This window comes from Asticcacaulis sp. AND118 (genome assembly GCF_020535245.1).
Classification (GTDB): domain Bacteria; phylum Pseudomonadota; class Alphaproteobacteria; order Caulobacterales; family Caulobacteraceae; genus Asticcacaulis.
In genome coordinates this window covers 678,663-699,027 of record NZ_CP084910.1, presented here as the reverse complement: position 1 = coordinate 699,027, position 20,365 = coordinate 678,663, and the positions used below count along the sequence as shown (strand labels likewise).

General features: G+C 59.8%; 19 protein-coding genes and 3 pseudogenes. 13 read left to right on the top strand and 9 right to left on the bottom strand.

Going from position 1 to position 20,365, the window contains the following annotated elements; all coding sequences use genetic code 11:
* Nucleotides 1-162: 162 nt before the first annotated feature.
* The 5 genes from LH365_RS03325 to LH365_RS03305 all read left to right on the top strand — a co-directional run bounded on the left by LH365_RS03325 (nucleotide 163) and on the right by LH365_RS03305 (nucleotide 5,030).
* Nucleotides 163-1,293 (top strand): cell wall hydrolase, encoded by a 1,131-nt coding sequence (locus tag LH365_RS03325; RefSeq protein ID WP_226744788.1) that lies wholly within the window; start codon nucleotides 163-165, stop codon nucleotides 1,291-1,293.
* 285 nt (nucleotides 1,294-1,578) lie between these two features.
* A complete protein-coding gene (locus LH365_RS03320) occupies nucleotides 1,579-3,294 on the top strand; it encodes a methyl-accepting chemotaxis protein (protein WP_226744787.1) in 1,716 nt (571 codons plus the stop codon).
* A gap of 95 nt (nucleotides 3,295-3,389) precedes the next feature.
* Nucleotides 3,390-3,719, top strand: a complete 330-nt coding sequence (locus LH365_RS03315) for an SMR family transporter (RefSeq protein WP_226744786.1) — start codon at nucleotides 3,390-3,392, stop codon at nucleotides 3,717-3,719.
* Between the two features lie 343 nt (nucleotides 3,720-4,062).
* Nucleotides 4,063-4,425, top strand: a complete 363-nt coding sequence (locus tag LH365_RS03310) for a hypothetical protein (protein WP_226744785.1) — start codon at nucleotides 4,063-4,065, stop codon at nucleotides 4,423-4,425.
* 230 nt (nucleotides 4,426-4,655) lie between these two features.
* Nucleotides 4,656-5,030 (top strand): hypothetical protein, encoded by a 375-nt coding sequence (locus tag LH365_RS03305; protein ID WP_226744784.1) that lies wholly within the window; start codon nucleotides 4,656-4,658, stop codon nucleotides 5,028-5,030.
* Nucleotides 5,031-5,127: 97 nt separating this feature from the next.
* Here the strand turns inward: LH365_RS03305 and LH365_RS18585 are convergent, their stop codons facing one another.
* On the bottom strand, nucleotides 5,128-5,262 hold the full coding sequence (locus tag LH365_RS18585) for a hypothetical protein (protein ID WP_255606688.1): 135 nt from the start codon (nucleotides 5,260-5,262) through the stop codon (nucleotides 5,128-5,130).
* Between the two features lie 345 nt (nucleotides 5,263-5,607).
* Between LH365_RS18585 and LH365_RS03300 the strand changes: the two genes are divergently transcribed.
* Nucleotides 5,608-6,138, top strand: coding sequence for a TIGR02281 family clan AA aspartic protease (locus LH365_RS03300; protein WP_226744783.1), 531 nt, complete (start codon nucleotides 5,608-5,610; stop codon nucleotides 6,136-6,138).
* Here LH365_RS03300 and dusA read toward each other — a convergent pair.
* The gene (dusA, locus tag LH365_RS03295) at nucleotides 6,122-7,171 is read right to left on the bottom strand and encodes a tRNA dihydrouridine(20/20a) synthase DusA (protein WP_226744782.1); all 1,050 of its coding nucleotides are present in this window, start codon (nucleotides 7,169-7,171) and stop codon (nucleotides 6,122-6,124) included. The genes LH365_RS03300 and dusA overlap by 17 nt on opposite strands.
* Before the next feature lie 139 nt (nucleotides 7,172-7,310).
* Between dusA and LH365_RS03290 the strand changes: the two genes are divergently transcribed.
* From LH365_RS03290 to LH365_RS03280, 3 genes are all read left to right on the top strand, one after another.
* Nucleotides 7,311-8,405 (top strand): site-specific integrase, encoded by a 1,095-nt coding sequence (locus LH365_RS03290; RefSeq protein WP_226744781.1) that lies wholly within the window; start codon nucleotides 7,311-7,313, stop codon nucleotides 8,403-8,405.
* A gap of 177 nt (nucleotides 8,406-8,582) precedes the next feature.
* Nucleotides 8,583-9,245 (top strand): Abi family protein, encoded by a 663-nt coding sequence (locus LH365_RS03285; RefSeq protein ID WP_226744780.1) that lies wholly within the window; start codon nucleotides 8,583-8,585, stop codon nucleotides 9,243-9,245.
* Between the two features lie 366 nt (nucleotides 9,246-9,611).
* Nucleotides 9,612-10,286, top strand: coding sequence for a hypothetical protein (locus LH365_RS03280; RefSeq protein ID WP_226744779.1), 675 nt, complete (start codon nucleotides 9,612-9,614; stop codon nucleotides 10,284-10,286).
* Nucleotides 10,287-10,357: 71 nt separating this feature from the next.
* On the opposite strand, the gene LH365_RS03275 is transcribed toward LH365_RS03280, so the two are convergent.
* On the bottom strand, nucleotides 10,358-11,833 hold the full coding sequence (locus LH365_RS03275) for an RES family NAD+ phosphorylase (protein WP_226744778.1): 1,476 nt from the start codon (nucleotides 11,831-11,833) through the stop codon (nucleotides 10,358-10,360).
* 74 nt (nucleotides 11,834-11,907) lie between these two features.
* Here LH365_RS03275 and LH365_RS03270 point away from each other — a divergent pair, with 74 nt between their 5' ends.
* The 3 genes and pseudogenes from LH365_RS03270 to LH365_RS03260 all read left to right on the top strand — a co-directional run.
* Nucleotides 11,908-12,150 (top strand): hypothetical protein, encoded by a 243-nt coding sequence (locus LH365_RS03270; RefSeq protein WP_226744777.1) that lies wholly within the window; start codon nucleotides 11,908-11,910, stop codon nucleotides 12,148-12,150.
* A 172-nt stretch (nucleotides 12,151-12,322) separates the two neighbouring features.
* A complete protein-coding gene (locus LH365_RS03265; protein WP_226744776.1) occupies nucleotides 12,323-13,969 on the top strand; it encodes a ParB/RepB/Spo0J family partition protein in 1,647 nt (548 codons plus the stop codon).
* 39 nt (nucleotides 13,970-14,008) lie between these two features.
* A pseudogene (locus tag LH365_RS03260) lies at nucleotides 14,009-14,221 on the top strand (strawberry notch C-terminal domain-containing protein); the annotation flags it as partial.
* A 742-nt stretch (nucleotides 14,222-14,963) separates the two neighbouring features.
* On the opposite strand, the gene LH365_RS03255 reads toward LH365_RS03260, so the two are convergent.
* From LH365_RS03255 to LH365_RS03235, 6 genes and pseudogenes are all read right to left on the bottom strand, one after another.
* On the bottom strand, nucleotides 14,964-15,089 hold the full coding sequence (locus LH365_RS03255) for a DUF2274 domain-containing protein (protein WP_370639743.1): 126 nt from the start codon (nucleotides 15,087-15,089) through the stop codon (nucleotides 14,964-14,966).
* 1 nt (nucleotide 15,090) lies between these two features.
* Entirely contained in the window at nucleotides 15,091-15,663 is a 573-nt protein-coding gene (locus tag LH365_RS18580) for a TrbI/VirB10 family protein (RefSeq protein ID WP_255606729.1), read from the bottom strand.
* A pseudogene (locus LH365_RS18575) lies at nucleotides 15,652-16,137 on the bottom strand (conjugal transfer protein TrbE); the annotation flags it as partial. The pseudogene LH365_RS18575 and the gene LH365_RS18580, both read right to left, overlap by 12 nt.
* Nucleotides 16,138-16,209: 72 nt before the next feature.
* A pseudogene (locus LH365_RS03245) lies at nucleotides 16,210-16,737 on the bottom strand (efflux RND transporter periplasmic adaptor subunit); the annotation flags it as partial.
* A 398-nt stretch (nucleotides 16,738-17,135) separates the two neighbouring features.
* Entirely contained in the window at nucleotides 17,136-17,510 is a 375-nt protein-coding gene (locus LH365_RS03240; RefSeq protein WP_226744775.1) for a DUF305 domain-containing protein, read from the bottom strand.
* Nucleotides 17,511-17,519: 9 nt separating this feature from the next.
* Nucleotides 17,520-17,714: a heavy-metal-associated domain-containing protein gene (locus LH365_RS03235; protein WP_226744774.1), complete on the bottom strand. Its 195-nt coding sequence runs from the start codon at nucleotides 17,712-17,714 to the stop codon at nucleotides 17,520-17,522.
* Between the two features lie 155 nt (nucleotides 17,715-17,869).
* Here LH365_RS03235 and LH365_RS03230 point away from each other — a divergent pair, with 155 nt between their 5' ends.
* Nucleotides 17,870-20,344 carry a heavy metal translocating P-type ATPase gene (locus LH365_RS03230; RefSeq protein ID WP_226744773.1) on the top strand — a complete coding sequence of 825 codons (2,475 nt, stop codon included), beginning with the start codon at nucleotides 17,870-17,872 and terminating at the stop codon, nucleotides 20,342-20,344.
* Nucleotides 20,345-20,365: the final 21 nt, after the last annotated feature.

The following is a 20,365-nucleotide window of genomic DNA, read 5'->3' as shown; positions in this document are numbered from 1 at the left end:
CCGTCGATGACGCACCGCTGAGTGCGTTTCGTCGGCTCCGGCGCCCCCGGAATGGCCCTTTCGCCGAATGCGAGATGGCCTGATGCGTTCAGAAGGACGCATGGCGGGGCTGCCCTCTGTCGGGGAGCGCGGTACGCTCTCGTTACTGAGGACAAGACACCTTTGGGTCTGAACCTTTCTCTTACGCGCCGTCAGATGCGCCTGCTGACCGCCGCCGGCGGTTCCGGCCTCATGCTGGGCGCCGCCTTCGGCGCGGCCTGGCTCGGCGGCACGCTGACGCGCGATGCGCAAATCCGCGAACAGGCCGAAAGCCTGATGAGCCTCAACGATCACTCCTATGGCGCGGACCGTCTGCGCCAGATGAACGGCGAAAAAGGCGTCGCCGCCATGCAGGACGATCTCGACCGCCGCGCCATCGCGCTGGTCATGCGCCACGAATCCTACACCTCCCCCGTTACGGCCATGCGCATCCGTCAGGATCGTCAGCGCACCAGCCTGTTCGCCTCTCTGGTCAGCCCCGCCCGCGCGCACAAGGCCGAAGCCGCCAACGCCCCGGTGCTCAAGGCCAGCCTCGATCTGGGCCTGATGCGCGAACCGTCGCGCACGACCCCGGCCTCGCCCTTCGATCTCAAGAACCGTTCGGCCTCCGACCTCGACTGCCTGACCCAGGCCGTCTATTACGAAGCGCGCGGCGAAACCGATTCCGGTCAGCGCGCCGTGGCTCAGGTCATCCTCAACCGTGTGCGTCACCCCGCCTACCCCAAAACCATCTGCAATGTGGTCTATCAGGGTGCGGTCAAGCGCACCGGCTGCCAGTTCAGCTTCACCTGCAACGGCATTATGGCCAACCGCGTCGAAAGCTGGGCGTGGAAGCGCGCCCGCAATGTCGCCGAAGACGCTTTGGACGGCTATGTGATGAAGCCCGTCGGGGCTTCGACGCACTTTCATGTGCTCAGCGTCTCGCCCGACTGGGCCGGGCGTATGCAGCGCACCGCCACCATCGGCAACCACGCCTTTTATCAGTTCGCCAGCCGTGGCGCGCAGATGCTGGCCGCCGCCGATCAGGTCCGCCCTTCGGCGGCTCCGGCCATCGAGCCGGTAAAAGAGACGGCCGAAGCCCCGATGACCAGCCCGGCCACCGCCCCGCAAGCGCCTTCGGACGCCCTCAACCACCTGCGCGACGGCGGCAAGGACGGGGCCGTGAAGGCCATTGCCCTGACGGCACAAGCCAGAGGCGAAGAAGCGCAGGCAATCGCGCAAGCGGTGAAGCCCGCCGCACCGGCCAAACCGTAATCCGGCCTATTTTCTGAACGATAAAAAATGACACAGCGCTTAAGTTTGAAGCTTAAGCGCTGTTTTCATTAAGGTTACCCCTTTTTCACAGCCGCGTGAAAAAAAGCGTACATGTTAGGGTTTCAACAACTATGTTCTGACAACCTGCATGGCGATCCGGGTCTGCGGAGGCGTGATGAGTCGTGCGTATTTTGCGATCGCGCGGCCAAGGACCCTGAAACACCATCTCTCTGAGCGGCCGCGCACGGTCGCCTCGGAGCGGACATTAGATTGTCAGGGGCCACAATGATTAAGTCGAAATCTGCCGGCAGTAAGCTGAGCATCTCCAATCTGTCGTTTACGCTTAAGTTCATGACGCCGGCCGCCGTGGCCACGGCGCTGATCGTCGCGCTGGCCTTCGGGGCCGTGACGGTGATGAACACTCAGGGCCAGGCTATCGAAGCCATCAATACCCAGAGCCTCCCGGCCGTTCAGGCCATGGGCGACATCAAGTCGGACATCAAGGAAGCCAACGGTCAGACCTGGCAGGCCATGACCACCCAGGCTTCCGGCGCCACCGGCGGCGCGGCGCAAATCGCCCTCGTGGTTCAGGATCTCGGCAAGATCGAAACCAATATCAAGGCGATGGGCGAGAAGACCACCGACGCCACCAAGAAAAAAGACCTCGAAGACCTCGGCAAGGAGGTCAAGACCTACAAGGAAGCCGTCGAATTCGCCGGTTCGGTAATGGAAGTCGATTTCGCCTCGGTCGGACCGCTGATGTCGCAGTTCGAAGAAGGCTACAAGAAGATGTCGCAGATCTCGGACAAGATCATCGCCGGTCAGGTCGCTCAGGCCAAGGCCGACGGTGAAGCCGCCAAGACGGCCCAGACCGCCGGCGTCTCCATGCTGATCGGCTTCGCCGCCATCATGGCCGCCCTGTCCTGCGGCATCGCCTTCTTCTTCTCGCGCGCCACGGTGACCGGTATCAACCGCATCGCCAAGACGACCGAAGAACTGGCCCGCGGCAATCTGAACGTCGACATCCAGTCGCTGGCGCGCGGCGACGAACTGAAGTCGGTCGTCGACAGCCTCAACGTCTTCAAGGCCAATGCCGAAGAAAAGCTGCGCCTCGCCGAAATCGAAGCCGCCACGATGAAGACCCGCGAAGAGCGCGCCCGTCAGATGTCGGAACTGGCCGAACGCTTCCGCCACGAAGCCCAGGACATGCTGGACGCCCTGTCGGCCGCCGCTTCGGACCTCGACGCCAACGGCCGCACCCTGCTGACCATCGCCGGCGAAAACGAGCGCCGCTCGCAACAGGCCGTGTCCTCGATCCGCAACTCGGCCGACAACGTGCAGAACGTCGCTTCGGCCACGACCGAACTGTCGGCCTCGATCGGCGTCATCGGTGATCAGGCCGTCCGCTCGGTGGAAATCGCTGCCGAAGCGGTGTCGGAAGCCGACAAGACCAACGACTCGATGGTCGAACTGAGCCGCGCCGCCGACCAGATCGGCGAAGTGGTCGACCTCATCAACGCCATCGCCCAGCAAACCAACCTGCTGGCGCTCAACGCCACCATTGAATCGGCGCGCGCCGGTGAAGCCGGTAAGGGCTTCGCCGTCGTGGCCTCGGAAGTGAAGTCGCTGGCCCAGCAAACCGCCAAGGCCACCGACGAAATCCGCGAGCGCATCAAGGACATCCAGACGGCGGCCCAGAACGGCGTTTCGGCCATCCGCGGCATCGGCGCCACCATCAAGCACATGAACGAGATCGCTTCGTCGATCGCCGACTCGGTGCACCAGCAGGGCGACGCCACCAACGAAATCGCCCGCAACGTCAACGAAGCCTCGGACGGCACCACCACCGCCTCTTCGTCGGTCTCGCAACTGTCGGCCTCTGCCGCCGACACGGAAAAGGCCTCGACCGAGATGCTGGGCGCGGCGCGTCAACTGACGCAGCGCACGGAAGCCATGAGCGAGAATATCCGCCGCTTCCTGGCGGAACTGACGGCGGCCTAAACCGGCGCCGACAGGCTGAAGATCGAACCCTCCGGAGCCCCTCCGGAGGGTTTTTTCATGTGCGCCGATCCGCGTCCGCATGTTAGGATCAGGTCATGAAATGGGTCTATCTGGGCATCGCCATCATCGCCGAAGTCATCGCCACCTCGGCGCTCAAGCAATCGCGGGGCTTCAGCGACACGATGTGGTCGACCGTCTCCTTTGCGGGCTATGGCGTCGCCTTCTACTTCCTGTCGCTGACGCTGAACAGCATTCCCACCGGCATCGCCTATGCCATCTGGTCCGGCGTCGGCATCGTCCTTATCGCGACGGTCGCATGGGTGTTTCAGGGACAGAAACTCGACCTGCCCGCCCTGATCGGGATGGGCCTGATCATCGCCGGCGTTCTGGTCATGAACCTCTTTTCAAAGACGGCGGCCCATTAGAGCGGAATGATCTCTATGGAATTATTCCGCTCAAGCCGCCATTGCGGCGGCGGCCAAGGGGGCGTAGCCACCGCCCGGCGAGGGCGTAAATACAATCTGGATCATCTTTGTTTCCTCCAGAAACCTAATGATCCAGACCGTACGCCGTGTGATATTTTTCGCACTTAATCGCCATTAACCATTCACTGTTGAAAATTACTTTTCAAAAATGCACCGCAACGCACAATAGATTCACCTGTAATTAAACAAGACCTTTTATAGACAAAACCATGCGTCACAGAGCGCATTCCAGACCTCCTCCCGCGGGCCGAACGCCCGATGTCTATTCAGAAAGAGTTTTGTCGTGAAAGCCGTTATTGTCTCCGCTCTCGCCCTGACCGCCTTTGCCGCTCCGGCCTTTGCCGAGTGTGATGAAGCCCAGGAAGCCGCCGCCGGCAAGGCCATCGCTTCGGCCGCCGCCTCGACCGTCGCCAAGGCCGTCGCCGTCGAAGGCAAGCAGATGGTGACCCTGAACACCTGTGAAGCCGCCGGCAAGTCAGCCACCGCCGAATTCAAGTACAACTTCCTCGGCGCCGGTGGCCTGTACTGGGTCGAAGGCGTCGCCAAATATAACGGCTCGGCCGTCACCGAACTGAAGCTGAAGCGTCTGAGCCCTAACCTGGCCGCCGCCGAAGCCAAGGCCGGCGTGAAGCTCGCTTCGAACTAAACGCAAAAAGGCCGCCTGAGCGACGGAATGTCTTTCGGCGGCCTTTTTCTTACGGCTCCGCAACATTTTTTGCGGCCTCTTTATGGTGTTAATTTTTACTCCTTATTTTTCAAGCCATTGAAATAACGGCATTAACCTCCGTGAATTTTCATTAAACCCCTGTTTAACCTGAGATTATTTATTCTCCTGTAGTGTGTCCTCATCCTGAAGAACATCAAGGAGCTACAGAGATGATCAAGAAAAGCCTTATGATTGCCGCCGTCGCCGTTCTGGGCCTGACCGGCGCCGCCCAAGCCGCCGAGTGCGATGACGCACAGCAGGCCGAAGCGGGTTCCACCCTCGCCGGTCTGGCCAAGGCCGCCGTGTCGAAGGTCGTCCCGGTTACCGGCAAGCAGATGGTCAACGTCAATGCCTGCGACGTGCGCGCCGGCACCTACGCCATCGAATTCAAGTACAATTTCCTCGGCGCTGACGGCCTGTACTGGGTCGAAGGCACCGCGCGCTTCGGCGCCGGCGGCTCCAGCCCGTCGGTGAAGATCACCAAGGCGTCGCCGAACATGGCCGCCGCCGAAGCCAAGGCCGGCGTGAAGCTCGCCTCGAACTAAGTCGTCTCGGCTCCGAAAAAAGAAGCCCTCCGCGATCACTCGCGGAGGGCTTTTCCTGGTTTGCGTCACACGCCGGTGAGCCTGACTTCGAAGGCTCTTATTTGCGGCCAAAGGGCCTGAAATCCTGCGGCCGGCTCTGCACCGGCGCCGATTTCGGCTTTTGCCCCAGGAACAGCCCGCCGAACAGGGCGAACGAAGTCATAGCGTGTTGTTTCTTTTCATTGTCGTTCATCACAATGCGCCTCCTTTTTCATGACAAGATGAACAAGAAGACGCGTCGCAAACTCTCAGGGGACTCTCACCTCTCTCAGCCGTCGTCGCGTCAGACGCCAATGTGCCACAAATCGAAAAAATGACAACATATATTCCGTAATCAGACTAAAAAATTCTCAATTTAAATTTTATATAATTGATATTATTGTATATTTTTAAAATCAAGCCACAGATAATAAAATTCAAATGATCCGAATACGTCTCATATTTCCGATTCACGATAAAAAAACCTTATCCCTGTAACCTAGCGACAAGGCCGAAAAAAATTCCGGCGACCCGAAATGTGGTGGGTGTTGAAGACGTCATGCTGAAGTCAGCCTTTATCCTGGGATGCGCCATCACCAGCGCCGTGGCCTCCGGCCTGCTGGTCGCGCGCTTCGAAGGCTTCCGCCCCGCCAGCGAAGAAACCGCCACGGTCGTGCATCTCGATGCGTCGCAGAGCGTTTCGGCCTCGCCCAGCACTATCCGCGGCGTCACCGCCATCCCCAAGGCCGCCGACGGCCATTTCTGGGCCGAGGCGCGCGTCAACACCACCACGGTGAAGTTTCTGGTCGATACCGGGGCCTCGGTAGTCGCCCTGACGCCGCAGGACGCCCGCCGGCTGGGGGTCGACATGAACGCCCTCGTCTACGATCAGTCGGTCACCACCGCCAGCGGCAAGACCGAAGCCGCGCGCATCGTCATCGACCGCATGCAGATCGGTCAAAGCCAGATGGAAGACGTCGAGGCTCTGGTCATCCCCGACGGCCTGTCGACCTCGCTGCTGGGCATGAGCTACCTCGGCCGCCTGAGCCGCTTCGAAGCCACCAAGGGCAGCCTTATCCTGCATCCCTGAGGTTGGCCGCCTCACCAAGGCTGGCTTCATACGCGTCGCGTCGCGCCTGTGACGCCGCCAGCGCGTCCTGCACCGCTTCGATAGCCTGATCGAGCACCTCGATACCTGCACCCGGCCGGATCGACTCCACCGTCAGGATGCGGCGGAAGGCGCGCGCCCCCGGCAGACCGTGCATCAGACCCAGCATGTGCCGCGTGATCGCCGGCAGATGCACCCCGGTCTCAAGCTGCGCCTGCATGTAAGGGCGATAGGCTTCCAGCGCTTCGAATGGCCCCACATCCGCCTCGCTACCGAAAAAACGCCGATCGACCTGTCCCAAGAGGGCCGGCTCGTGATAGGCGGCGCGCCCCAGCATGACGCCGTCGACGTGTTTCAGATGCGCCTCGGCCTCATCCAGCGTGCCGATGCCGCCATTGATGGCGATGGTCAAGTCCGGACAGGCGCGCTTCAGCGCATAGACCAGTTCATAGTTCAGCGGCGGGATGTCGCGGTTTTCCTTGGGCGACAGACCTTTCAGCCACGCCTTGCGCGCATGGACGATAAAGGTCGTCACACCCGCTTTGCGGCAGGCCTCGACCAGCGCGAACAACGCCGCTTCCTCGTCCTGATCGTCGACGCCGATGCGGCACTTGACCGTGACCGGCCGCGTCGTCGCCTCACCCATGGCCTGCATACAGTCGGCCACCAATTGCGGCTCGCGCATCAGGCACGCGCCGAAAGAGCCCGACTGCACGCGGTCGGACGGACAGCCGCAGTTGAGATTAACCTCGTCATAGCCCCACTCTTCGGCGATTTTCGCGCAGGCCGCCAGTTCGTCCGGCTCCGAGCCGCCCAGTTGCAGCGCCACCGGATGTTCGACATCGGAAAAGCCCAGCAGCTTCTGGCGGTCGCCGTTGATGACGGCGCGCGAAGTGACCATCTCCGTATAGAGCAGCGCATCGCGCGTCAGCGTCCGGTGAAAGGCGCGACAGTGACGGTCGGTCCAGTCCATCATGGGTGCCACGGAGAATTTTGGATACTTATTTTCGCTCATTTTTTCTTTTTTATCAGTCATTTCTACGCGAACCATCCATTCTCATTCACACTCAAGCCGCCTTATTTCGACCCGTTTTTCTGTGGATAGCACATCATTGATGTGCTATTTTTTCCATGATGTGCTGGGGTAATAGACCATGGGAACGATCCATACCAGACAAAGGAAAGACGGCTCGGTAAGCTATCAGGCTCAAGTCTTTATAAGACGTGGGGGCCAGATCGTACATCGGGAAGTACAGACCTTCGATCGCAAGCAGGCCGCATCTGCCTGGCTTGAAAAGCGCGAAAGCGATCTGGCTCAACCTGGCGGCTTACAGCGCGCTTTCGCGGATGACCCTCCGCTCGGAGACATTATCCAGCGATATGTCGATGAGTCGTTGAAAGCCATCGGCCGAACGAAGGCTCAAGTTCTGAACGCCATTAAAACCCATGATATCGCCTTCAAGAAGGCGTCCTCGATCAGAAGTGCGGATATAGTGGGTCTCGCGAAAACGCTCAGTGCCACGAGAGCACCCCAGACTGTGGCGAACTACCTCTCGCATCTAGGCGCTATCTTCGCCATCGCCAGACCTGCGTGGAGCTATCCACTCGATCCGCAGGCAATGAAGGATGCCTTCGTCGTCTGTAAGCGCCTTGGCCTGACCGGAAAGTCGAAGGAAAGGGACCGGCGCCCCACGCTCGACGAACTCGACACGATCTTAACGCACTATACCGACAGACAGATCCGGCGCCCCTCGCAACTGCCGATGACGCTGATTGTACCGTTCGCCATTTTCTCAACGAGACGACAAGAGGAGATGGTGACCATCCTCTGGCGTGACTTAGACGAGAAGCACTGCCGAGTGCTGGTCCGGGATATGAAAAACCCCGGCGAAAAAATCGGCAACAATGTCTGGTGCGACCTGACCCCCGAAGCGTTGCAGATCATTCTTGCGATGCCGCGGACAAGCGATCGGATATTCCCCTTCACAACTGACGCCATCAGCGCATCCTTTACCAGGGCGTGCCAGTTCCTCGGGATCGAGGATCTGCACTTCCACGATCTTCGTCACGACGGAATCTCCCGGCTGATGGAAATTGGGTACAGCATACCGCGAGCGGCATCGGTCAGTGGACACAGGTCATGGCAAAGCCTGAAGCGCTACACCCACATTCGGCAACAAGGTGACAAATACGAGGGATGGAAATGGCTTCCAGAGCGAGCAAAGCCACTTTCGGAGGCCGCAGAGTGATCGGTCGCTTTCGGCTAGGCTTCGCAGTCCAGACCATAAAAAAGCCCGCCTCTCGGCGAGCTTTTCATCTGTATCTATTGACGATGGGGGAAGGCTCTCGCCCGCGTACCCCAAAGCCGTACAGCAGGGGAAATAGCGCCCTGAGCCTAAAAAGTCAAGAAAATTCGGGCTCAGCACGTGCCGCATAACCTCACGGCGCAGCAGCTTTCAGCCTTCGAAGCCCTCCATTCCCCTCCCCGTTTCGCTACCTACTTGCGAGAAACTCAGGGCGACCGGAGCCGGGCAGCGGAACTCTGCATCTGGAATACCGAAGTTTCGGCAGCATTCTATAGCATTCTTCAGTATTGCGAAGTCGCTGTCAGAAATGCCGCGGTTGAAGCTGTCGAAGCTGAGTTTGGTCCGAACTGGCACCTGAATCGAGGCTTTGGGCACGTCTTGGCTCCAGCCAAGGGGCGGTATTCACCCCAGAAGGACCTCCAGAACTGCGCCAGCGCCCACGCCACTGCAGGAAAAGTCGTCGCCGAACTCAAATTTGCTTTTTGGCAGTACCTATTCATCAAGGGGCTAGATGGCAGACTCTGGACCTCACATTTCGCCAATATCTTTCCCGGATACGACACGAGCCTCTCCATCAAAGCTGCCCGCGCCAAGGTCCATTCCGATCTGGAAATCATCCGACATTTCCGCAATCGAGTGGCGCATCACGAACCGATATTCGCACGTAACCTCCCAGATGACAGAGACCGAATCCTGAACCTTGTCAGTTGGCGACGCCCAAACCTATCCGCTTGGATGCAACAGTTTGAGCGGGTGTCGGCACTTCTGCAGGCGCGCCCCTGAAGCCGGGTACTGATTAGAAAAATCGGACGCTTCTTGGATATTCCACGCTTGGGTGTGAACCAGTTTCCTGGCGAGCTGTTGCCTAGGTCCGTCTTTGCAGCAGGTGGCTTATGCCCGTTTGTCTACGAATAATCAAGAATCGCGCGTCGCCGGATATGACCGCCCCGCTGCTTAGACTACTTTTCCACAACCCTACGTCTCGGACACATTGCCCGGACGCACGAATCGGTCTCGAGATGTTCGCCGGTATCGCTGACCAGACCTGTCGCCGGGTCCAAGCTGCGGCTTCACAGAATGCACTCAACGTTCGATCTCTGGGGATTGCACGTAATCGGCGAATGCAATCCATGTCAGGATATCGATCAAATGAGCTACGTGCTTTCAACGGACGATAACGTCCGCTTCATCAAATCCGCGCTGCGCAAATTGTTCCCCAGCGTAAAATCGGCGCATTTCAGCGAGGCCCTTGCGACGTCCGCAGGCTATCGGACCCATGCCGCCTTCCTTGCTGACAATCAACGCGTTTCCACCTTTTGGCCGCTGCTCATCAACCTCGATGCAGATGCGTTTCGCCAACGCCTTGAGACATTCGGCTACGAGCTGCCACCTGCTGTTGATCTCCTGGCAATTATAAGGGCACCTGAACTGCCTGATCGCACCCACGTCAGTTTCAGAACTAAAGATCGATATCTCGGCGACCGCTGGTATCGCCAATGCCAGTCCCGCAAAATCCCCTTCTTCTACATCGAGCAGAAGCGTAAGTACGCCCTGATACACTGGGACTATTTTTCTCTCGATCCGGAGACGGAGTCTTACCTCTATGACGCAGCTGGCGACGAAATCAGGCGCTCTATGCTGGCAACTTTTCGAGAGATCGCCGGGCGCTCCGCGAATGATAAGGTCACTTTCAGCGGTTCAGGCTACACCGGCACCGTGAGAAATATTGAACCGGACCTTGCACCTGACCTCGCTGAGGCCTTCTTCGCCATCCTCTACCGACCTCTCTACAAAGAACGGCCATCCCACATTCAGGCCGCGTAAGTGAGGCGGGGACGCAGCGGCCTCACCTGGGCGATGGTTACGCTCTGGGACACGAGGTCGCGGCGTCCCTGCTATTTGGTGAAGCCTCGCCAACTTACGCCGGGCATTACTTCCATGCGATAGCGCGTGACCCGGTTTGCCGACGAACCAATTTTGACGCCTTCGATCTTGTGGACATCCACCTCATCAGGGACAACGCGCAATGCAGGTTCCCGGCCGTCAAACGACTCGTCGTCCTCATACGGCCCTGCAGCCAGATAAATCGCGTAAGGAGACGGTTCATCGTCACCGGGAAATGAATCCGGTATGGGCGCGAATTCTCTCACTAAAAGCGCTGCAGGTTCTTCATCCCACGTCTTATTGCTGAAGGTCTCGATTTCGGTATCAGGAGGCAAGTCCATTGGCGCGACCCTGCAGCTCTTCCTGAACAAGACTACGTTCTCTCCAACCTCCGCCGATTGCACAGAGGGAAAGATTATCCCATCTACTGAGGGCTCAGCCCGCGAGGCGAGGAACTCTGCCACGGCCTGAGTCGGCAAATAGTCCGAAGGTTCATCGCCCGGCATCACTGGCACCGTTAGCTTCGCGCCTATTTCTCTGAGGAACGCGGCCTTCTCAAGACGCCCCAAGTAAGCCGGATCGAAAAAGCTACCAGGCGGATCGACCAGCTCAAATGCGCTCAAATCGAGAAGGGTCAGGGGCCTCGTTATCTCGAACCTGGCGGTAACGACACGACATCCCACCGGCGGTCGGACCTCCGCAAGCGCTACGGGCCAATCTGTTGCCCCATAAAATACGGAAATGCCAAATGGGTTCATACGCCCCGCCGATGCGACCGAGGCCGGAGGCGGCCCGATTGACAGGTCCGGCCGTTTCAACGCTTCATACATCGCTTCGGGCTTCAAAAAGGCCCGCGCCCGAAAGAGGTGAGGCACCTTGGTCCCCGGCCCCGCAGCTACAAGGATCGCTTCGTCCTCATTTGCATGAAGCTCATCAAGGTTCGAGAATACATCCTCCAAAATCTGAGATGCGGCACCGTTGAAAAACCTTGCCTCGGTTTTCAGGCTTTCAACGAAAACAGCCCAGGCCTGGTCCCACTCCCAGGAATCTGCGCGCTTGCGCGCATAATATGTGCAGGACTCGAACGGCGTCTCCTCCCCCCTCTTCGAGGCTTCAATGTCGGCATTGTCTTCCGCGAGAATTCGCTGCACGTCTTCCGCTATCTCTGGCTCGGATATCAAAAGGTCGCCAATAGCGAAGACGACCGGATCACCATGCCGTTCGAAGTCGAAGCTCGCCTCCCTGTCACTGGCCAGCATGCGCTCATAATGGTTAGGGTCTGGACTGGTTCGACGGTAGTGATGATCGAAGGCCATGGCCACACGCCCAGCCAGATCCCCTAGGTCGAACGTCTGGCGAGTTTTCTGGCAGAACGAGCATTTGCGCCACCCGCCGGAAGACCTGATTTCCTCGCTGATGTAGTCTTCACCGATGCACTTGAAGCACACCCGCTTTGCCGCCAACTCGTCCACGTCGTCGTCCGTCATATGCCCCCTCGTCACCGAATCGGTGTGCCGCCAACCGTCGCACAGGTTTCGCCAACCTATGATATTCTGGCTGCATGGCGAAGGCAGTGGATTTCCAAAATTTGCACCAAATCGAGAAGCTGCATCGCGCACTCGGCGACGCGGAGTGCCGTCGGTTAGGCTTCGTCATCGATGATGATCGGGACGTCGCCACACTGACAACAGCCGGGCTAGGCTTCCTTATCGCCACTGACGCGCAAGGTGTTTCAACGGTCGCGGAGGCTTTCGCGGCAGGATACCAATGCGCTGCGGAGTTCCATGAACGCATGGCTGAGTAGCCGGGCGCAACTCTTCAGCCCAGATCCAGCGCCGGTAAGCGGGACGTCGGTGACGGTCGGCTAGGTTGGAGCATGGGCGGGCGCCGGGGCGAGAGTGAGAGAAGCCATCCGGCTTCGCGACGGGTTGGAGGTCGAGAGAGAGTCTCCCGGCTGCCCGTCGAGGAGTCGAGCCATGAATGCGCCCGTCCAGAAGATCACCCTGTCGTCGTCCCGCGACATCCCCTTCAACAAGCTGGTTCTGAGCCAATCAAATGTCCGACGGGTCAAAGCCGGCCTGTCCATCGAAGACCTGGCCGCGTCGATTGCCCGCCGAGGTCTGATCCAGAGCTTGCACGTTCGTCCTGTTTTGGATGCGGCCGGCGCTGAGACCGGCATGTTCGAAGTGCCGGCCGGTGGCCGGCGCTTCCGCGCCCTTGAGCTGCTGGTGAAGCAGAAAAGACTGGCCAAATCAGCGCCGGTGCCGTGTGTGGTATCGGACGCCAACGGCGATGTTCTGATCGAGGAAGTGTCACTCGCCGAGAATATCGAGCGCGCTCCGCTTCACCCCCTTGATCAGTATCGCGCCTTCAGAACGATGCGCGAAAAGGGCATGACGGATGACGCCATCGCGGCCGCCTTCTTCGTCACGCCTCAGGTCGTCAAGCAACGCCTGCGTCTCGTCACTGTCGCGCCCTCTCTCCTCGACATTTACGCGGAAGACGGCATGACGCTCGAACAACTGATGGCTTTTTCTGTCTCCAACGACCACGGTCGCCAGGAACAGATCTGGCAGACAGTCGGCAATTCCTGGCAGAGTGAACCGTGGCAGATCCGTCGCATGCTGACCGAAAGCACTGTGCAGGGCACCGACAAGCGGGCGCGCTTCGTGGGCGCCGAGGTCTATGAGGCAGCCGGTGGCGTCATCCTGCGTGATCTGTTCAACGCCGACAATGGAGGCTGGTTCCAGGACGTCGCCCTTCTCGACCGACTGGCCTCCGAAAAGCTCAAGTCTCTCGCACAAGAAATAGCCAATGAGGGCTGGAAATGGATAGAGGCCGGCATTTCCCTGCCCTACGGCGTCCAGGATGGCCTTCGCAAACTCGCGGGTACGGCAGCTGAATTGAGCGAGGAAGACGACCAGCGCTACCGCGATCTGACGGAGGAATACGACCGGATTGAAGCCGAATACAAAGACGCAGATGAACTGCCCGAGGCGATCGACGCACGGCTGGGTGAGATCGAGACAATACTTCTGAGCTATGAGACCCGGCCAATAACGTTCGATCCGGCCGAAGTGACGATAGCTGGCGCATTCATCTACCTCAACACTGATGGCCATCCGGTCGTCGAGAGGGGCTTCGTGCGGCTGGAAGACGAAGCCACAGATGAAACGCAGAGCGGCACCCATTCCGTGCTGCCCGATGCCACATCGGTCAACGAGGCGCAGGAGGGAACTCTGCCGCCAGCCCAGCCGACGTCGATCACCGTCGGCGGCCAGACCGTCGGACTGCCATCGGATGAAGAGGACGAGGGTCTGAAGCCCATCCCCGAGCGCCTCCTGCAGGAATTGACGGCCTACAGGACATTGGCTCTGCGCAACGCCCTGGCAGACAACCCGCAGGCCGCTATCATCGCGCTGCTGCATCAACTCATCTCGATCACCTTCAATCTGCGCCATGGGGGCACGGCACTTGAGGTAAGCGTGCACAAGGCATCTTTTCCCGCTCAGTCGGAAGATCTGAAAGACTGCCCCGCAGCGACGGCAATCACCGAACGTCAAGAGCGGTGGCCCGCTCGGCGTTCGAATCCGCCAAGCAGCGCTTCTTCGGGCACCTGCTAACCTCGATGAAGACGCCGACCCTGATCCGCAAGATCGACTGTGATCTCGAAGCTGGCCATTCGAGCGTTATCCAGATCGTTTCGACAGGCGAAGCGCTGTTCGCTACAGCGCTTCGAAGATCAAACCGGTTTGAAGCTGACGGATAGCACCGGGATCAAAGATGAATTGCCCCCTATCAACACGTTCCTCAACCGGCTGCTGGCCTTGACTATCGACCTGCAGGGCATCCTTTTCGCGGCCTTCGAACAGTTGCTGGAGGCCAAAGTCGCCGGGGCTATTGCGTCGGGCACGTACGATACCGGACTTGAGACTCTGACGGCCGAAAGCTTCGTCATCGCCGACCGCAGCACGATCTACGTCCATCCCGCCACGGGTGCCGAGACCCGCCTGCTGACCCTGACCGAAAAGAAACGAAATCGTCCCATTCAGCTTCCCGATGCCCTGGCTATGCTCCGCGGGAATGGTGAGACCCTTCTGATCAACGATAAGTCAGGACGTGCCGCCGTTCAAACGCCGGCCCCGTCGATCATGCTCGATGACGGAGAGATCGAACGTCGTGTCCGACTAATGCGACCTATGGACCATATCCAAACGTCGCTGAAGGCACTCGCAGATAGTAACTGGCGGGTCGCCTCAGAGCGCGAGTTCACTGAAGCTTGGTCGCATGAAGTCGCCGCAGTGCCTGAATACTCGGAGGCAACCTTGCACATCGTCTCCGGGCTCCTCCTCCCCGTGTGGAAGCGTCTGCCCAACGAATCTACGCGGGTTTATCGCCTTCAGACTGATGATGGCGAGCGCATCATCGGACGTCGGGTCTCGGCAGCGTGGGCGGCGACAGCCACCGCGACCAATATCGCCGCGGATATGAGCGGCGAGGAGGTCTATGCGGCATTGCTCGACGGCAAGACCTCATTCGATCTGGCTGAAAGTCTGCAATTGCGTCGGGTCAAAGTCATGGCCGCCGATCGCATTGAGCTGACCGGCTATTCCGAACCTATGCGCGACCGCCTGAAAGGGCTTCAGCATAGGCGACGAGGTCACGGTGCACGGTGGCTGGCAGCTCCATGGCAATCTTTATTGGCTTCTCATCAAGAAGGGGACCGAGTTTCAGCTTTGCCATTTCAATCTCCGTAGGGTTCCAGAACCAGGTCGCGGGAAATGATAACGCGGACGCGGTGACCTGGCCGGATGGTGAGGGTGGGGGCGATGTTCAGTTGGCGCTCGACTATCCTTTGGCCCGTCCGGCTCACGCTGTCGGCCGCGCCGTCTCGGAGCGCACGCACGATCTCGCTGTCATTGTCTGAAGACCCGGCTTCAGCGCCCATACTGAGAAGCGTCGAGAGCGCAGCGGCTCCGACGATACTATCCCAATGATAGTCCGTCCGATCTTGCAGTCCGCTATTTCCGCGGGCATCTGCTGCTGAAAGGCGCTCCAGGACTAAGGATTTGCCATTTGGCAGGATCAGGCGCTTCCAGGCCAGGAGTACTCGGCTTTGTCCGAAGGCAATGGCGTTGTCGTATTCACCGAGGAGACGTGAACCGCGCGGGATAAGCAGAAAGCCTCGGCCCAATGAGTCGTAGACATCCTGTGTGACCTGAGCGACCACCTGGCCTGGCAGGTCTGAGCGAATGCCGGTTACAAGCGCGGCGGGCAGGACACTCCCGGCCTGTATAAGGTAGGGTGGCCCCTCCATGCAATAGGGCCGAAGTGCCTGCTTCAACGGGAGAGATTGTAGTAGCGCGCATAGACCGGTCAGGGTCCGTTGCTCTTCGGGAGCCGTTGCTAAAGAATTCAACGCGGACCAGAGGTGTGACTTGACGTCCGGAGTAATGCTGACGCCCTCCCGAGTGAGGATGTTACCCAACCAATCCGCGGCCCAGGTTCGCTCGGCGGGCTTGTCGATCGCTCTCAGTGGCTGGAGGCGTATTTCGCCCTCTGTCGCGCGGCCCAAGTCATGCCAGTCCCCGCCCATGGCCAATCCCGCGGCGCGCATTGAGCGACCAAAGTCGAAGGCGAAAAGCTGCGCTTGGTCGTAGCGGCGGAATTGCAGGGCGATGAGCGCAAGCAGGACGGATTTGCCAGCGCCGGTGGGGCCGATCACCAGAGTATGCCCTACATCGCCGACGTGCAGCGACAGGCGGAAGGGTGTGTTCCCGCTTGGACGACCACCGCCATCCGCGCCCTTCACGAAGCCGAGGTAGGTGGCCTCATCCATGTCGAACAGCACATGCACCGGGTCTACCGACACAATGGTGGTCAGCAGGGTCGGGGCGCCCGCACCGCCGCCGGCAACCAGATTGCCTGCCGTCACCAGCGCACGATCGACCCGTCCGGAAATCGGCGCAGTCACTCGCGTAAAAGACAGGTCGAGCTTGGCGGCGTCGACTGCCGCCTTTGCCGACTGAACCTGCGCCTGTCGCTGACGATACTGGGCCTGCGCATCGTCGAATATCTTTTGCGAGACAGCGCCCGTTGCCACCAGCCGCGAGGACCGGTCGAACTCCGCCTTGGCCTGGGCCGCGACGACCTCGGCCTGATTTAACTGGGCCTGCGCTGCATCGAGGGTAACCTGGTACGGTCGTGGGTCGATTACGAACAGGACCTGGCCCTTCTTAACCAGCCCGCCTTCCGGAACCGTCACGGCGTCGATCGCACCGCTCACTCTTGAGCGAAGTTCCACAGTTTGCGGTGCCGTCAAATAACCCGTGAAGTCCGCTGACGGCGCGACGTCTCTGGCGATGACCTCAAACACCGGAACCTGCGGCATCATCTGTCCACCAGGAGGCGCACCGCCTCCCCCGCCTTTCGGCTGCTGCAAATAGACAAACGTGCCCACACCGGCTGTCGCGACAACCGCGGCAACGATAACAACTGCGACTTTGTTCCGCATACCCAAAACCTTTACCTCTGCCCTTTCTTCCGGACTTCCGGAACAGGGATACAAACGGATTTTCGGGACCGTGCGGTTTCCCAGCGTTGGAAGGTCAAGCCCAAATTAAGCCACAAACCCGATTGTTTTTTCGGGCGCAAAATCCGACCATTGCATTGAATATATTCAGTTTTATACCCCCCCGCGCGAGCGCCGAGGCACCCAGATAAAAAAAATGCGAGGATGCAGAACATCCTCGCGAGTTTCGCCTTGGTCAGATGGCGGTTCCTTGGTGCTTACAGGCTCCGGGATTCGAGCCACCGGCGCATCATCTCGATTTCACGCTCCTGAGCTGAAATAACAGCCTCGGCCAGAGCCTTAACTTCAGGGTCAGAGCCGTGTTCAAGCACGACGCGCGCCATCTCCACGGCGCCCATGTGGTGCGGGATCATGCCGCGCATGAAATCGACATCCGCATCGCCGCTAAAGGGGATCGACATCTCGCCGTGCATGCGGTGATTGATGGCCTTGAAGGCTTCTGTTGATGCGTTTTGTACGACGCGTTCACCCTCGGCCTGCTCTCCATGGCTTTGATGAGCGTCTTTTTCCTCACGCCGCCGAGCCGAGGCTTCAACCGCTTGGTGCACTAAGTCTGGAGTTGGGTTTTTCATGACGCCACCTCACATCACTGTCGCGGGAAAGCCGGCCGAGGCGAGCGCGGCCTGGATATCCTCGACCTTCGCAGTGGTCTCGACCTCAATGGTACGCGCCTTCGTATCAGCGGACACCTGGGCCTCGGAATCCAGCGCGACAATGGCGCGGGAGACGGATCTTGCACATCCGCCGCAAGTCATATCATCGATGTGAAACTGCATGAGATCCTCCTTTTGCTAACCTCATGCCGGTCAAGCTAGAGTTTGACACCGTTGGAAGCTCAAGAGGGAAAATCAAAAAAACGCGCTTGACCTTCCCACGATGGGAAGGATTATCCCCAGAGCCAGACTGATTTTATTGAATAAAGGAGGAAGCGATGAACGCTCCCATCCGCGTAAACAGCGTTGGCTCTGAAGTTACGACCCTACCGGTCGAGGGGATGACATGCGCATCCTGCGTCGGTCGCGTTGAAAAAGCCCTGAAAGCCGTCCCAGGTGTGGAGACGGTGTCCGTCAATCTGGCGACCGAGCGCGCCAGCATCACGGCCAGCCCGTCGGTTGACCGCGCGTCGCTGATCGGCGCCATTGAAGGCGTCGGCTATACTGTTCCTTCCGAAACTGTCGAACTCGCCATTGAGGGCATGACCTGTGCGTCGTGCGTCGGTCGTGTCGAGAAGGCCTTGAAGGCAGTGCCGGGCGTTTCCGTGGCGAATGTCAATCTGGCCACCGAGCGCGCCACCATCCAGGGGACAGCCCGAATGGATGCGCTGATCTCCGCCGTCGAAGGCGTTGGTTACGGCGCGGCCCCCATCGATACCTCTCAGGCGGACCACACTCAGGCCGCCGAGAAAAAGGATGTCGAATTGCGCGAGCTAACGCGCGCCTTCACCATCGCCGCCGTTCTGACGGCCCCCGTTTTCGTCATGGAAATGGGGTCGCATATGATCCCGGCGGTGCACGGCTTCATAATGACGACGATCGGCATGCAGGCGAGCTGGTACATTCAGTTCATCCTGACGACCCTCGTCCTGTTTATCCCGGGATTGCGCTTTTACCGCAAAGGTCTACCGGCGCTGGCCCGCCTGGCCCCGGATATGAATTCGCTGGTCGCCGTAGGGTCTTTGGCGGCCTACAGCTACTCCCTCGTCGCCACCTTCGCCCCGTTCCTCCTCCCCGCGGAGACGGTCAATGTCTACTATGAGGCCGCGGCGGTCATCGTCACCCTGATCCTTCTGGGACGCGTGCTGGAAGCGCGTGCCAAAGGCCGCACTTCTGAAGCCATCAAGCGTCTGGTCGGCCTGCAAGCCAAAACCGCCAGAGTGCGCCGAAACGGCGTCACCACAGACATCGCCATCGATGCCGTCACCCTGGGCGACGTTATCGAGGTTCGCCCCGGCGAGCGCATTCCCGTTGACGGCCGCGTTGTCGAAGGCTCAAGTTACGTCGATGAAAGCATGATCACCGGCGAACCCATCCCCGTCGCCAAGAGCGAAGGCGCAGACGTCGTGGGCGGCACGGTGAACCAAAAAGGCGCGTTTGCCTTTACGGCGACCGCGGTCGGAGGCGGCACCCTGCTCTCGCAGATTATCCGGATGGTCGAAGACGCCCAGGGCTCCAAGCTGCCCATTCAGGCGATGGTCGATAAGGTCACCATGTGGTTCGTACCTGCCGTTATGGCAGTCGCTGCGCTTACCTTCACAACCTGGCTCATCTTCGGTCCCTCCCCCGCCCTTACCTTCGCCCTCATTAACGCGGTCGCGGTGCTGATCATCGCCTGCCCCTGCGCCATGGGTCTGGCGACGCCAACGTCGATCATGGTCGGTACGGGTCGAGGCGCGGAACTGGGCGTGCTCTTCCGTAAGGGGGAAGCCTTGCAACTCCTCAAAGACTCGCAGGTGGTCGCGCTCGACAAGACCGGCACGCTCACCGAAGGTAAGCCGTCACTGACCGATATGGAAGTGACCGGCGGCTTTAAGGGGCGTGAGGTGCTGGCGCAAATCGCCGCGGTGGAGGCCAAATCCGAGCACCCGATTGCCCGCGCAATTGTGGAGGCCGCGGAAGCCGAGGCCCTCGAGCTGCCGACGATTACGGATTTCGAGTCGGTAACTGGCTTCGGCGTACGCGCCAAGGCAGACGGCGTGAGCGTTGAGATCGGCGCGGACCGTTACATGAAGTCGCTCGGACATGACGTCTCTGCTTTTGCCTCAACCGCAACTCGGCTGGGCGCAGAGGGAAAGTCACCGCTCTACGCCGCGATCGACGGCCGCCTCGCCGCCATTGTGGCCGTCGCCGACCCGATCAAACCGACAACGCCTGAAGCCATCAAAGCGCTGCATGCCCTCGGCCTGAAGGTCGCGATGATCACCGGCGACAATGCGCGCACAGCCACTGCGATTGCCCAACGCCTTGGCATCGATGAAGTCGTTGCGGAAGTCCTGCCGGACGGAAAAGTCGATGCCATCCGTCGCCTGAAAGCCACCTACGGCAAGACCGCCTTCGTCGGCGACGGTATCAATGACGCGCCGGCACTCGCCGCCGCCGACGTCGGACTGGCGATCGGCACCGGGACCGACATCGCCATCGAAGCCGCGGATGTCGTGCTAATGTCCGGAAGCCTCCAAGGTGTCCCAACCGCGATCGCCCTATCAAAGGCCACGATCGGAAACATCCGCCAGAACCTGTTCTGGGCCTTTGCCTACAACGTCGCGCTGATTCCCGTCGCCGCCGGCGCCCTCTATCCGGCCTTCGGCATCCTGCTATCACCCGTGTTCGCCGCGGGCGCGATGGCACTCTCCAGCGTGTTCGTTCTGGGCAATGCCCTCAGGTTACGCCGCTTTAAGCTTCAAGCCTGACAATCGGGACCGGCCCTATCC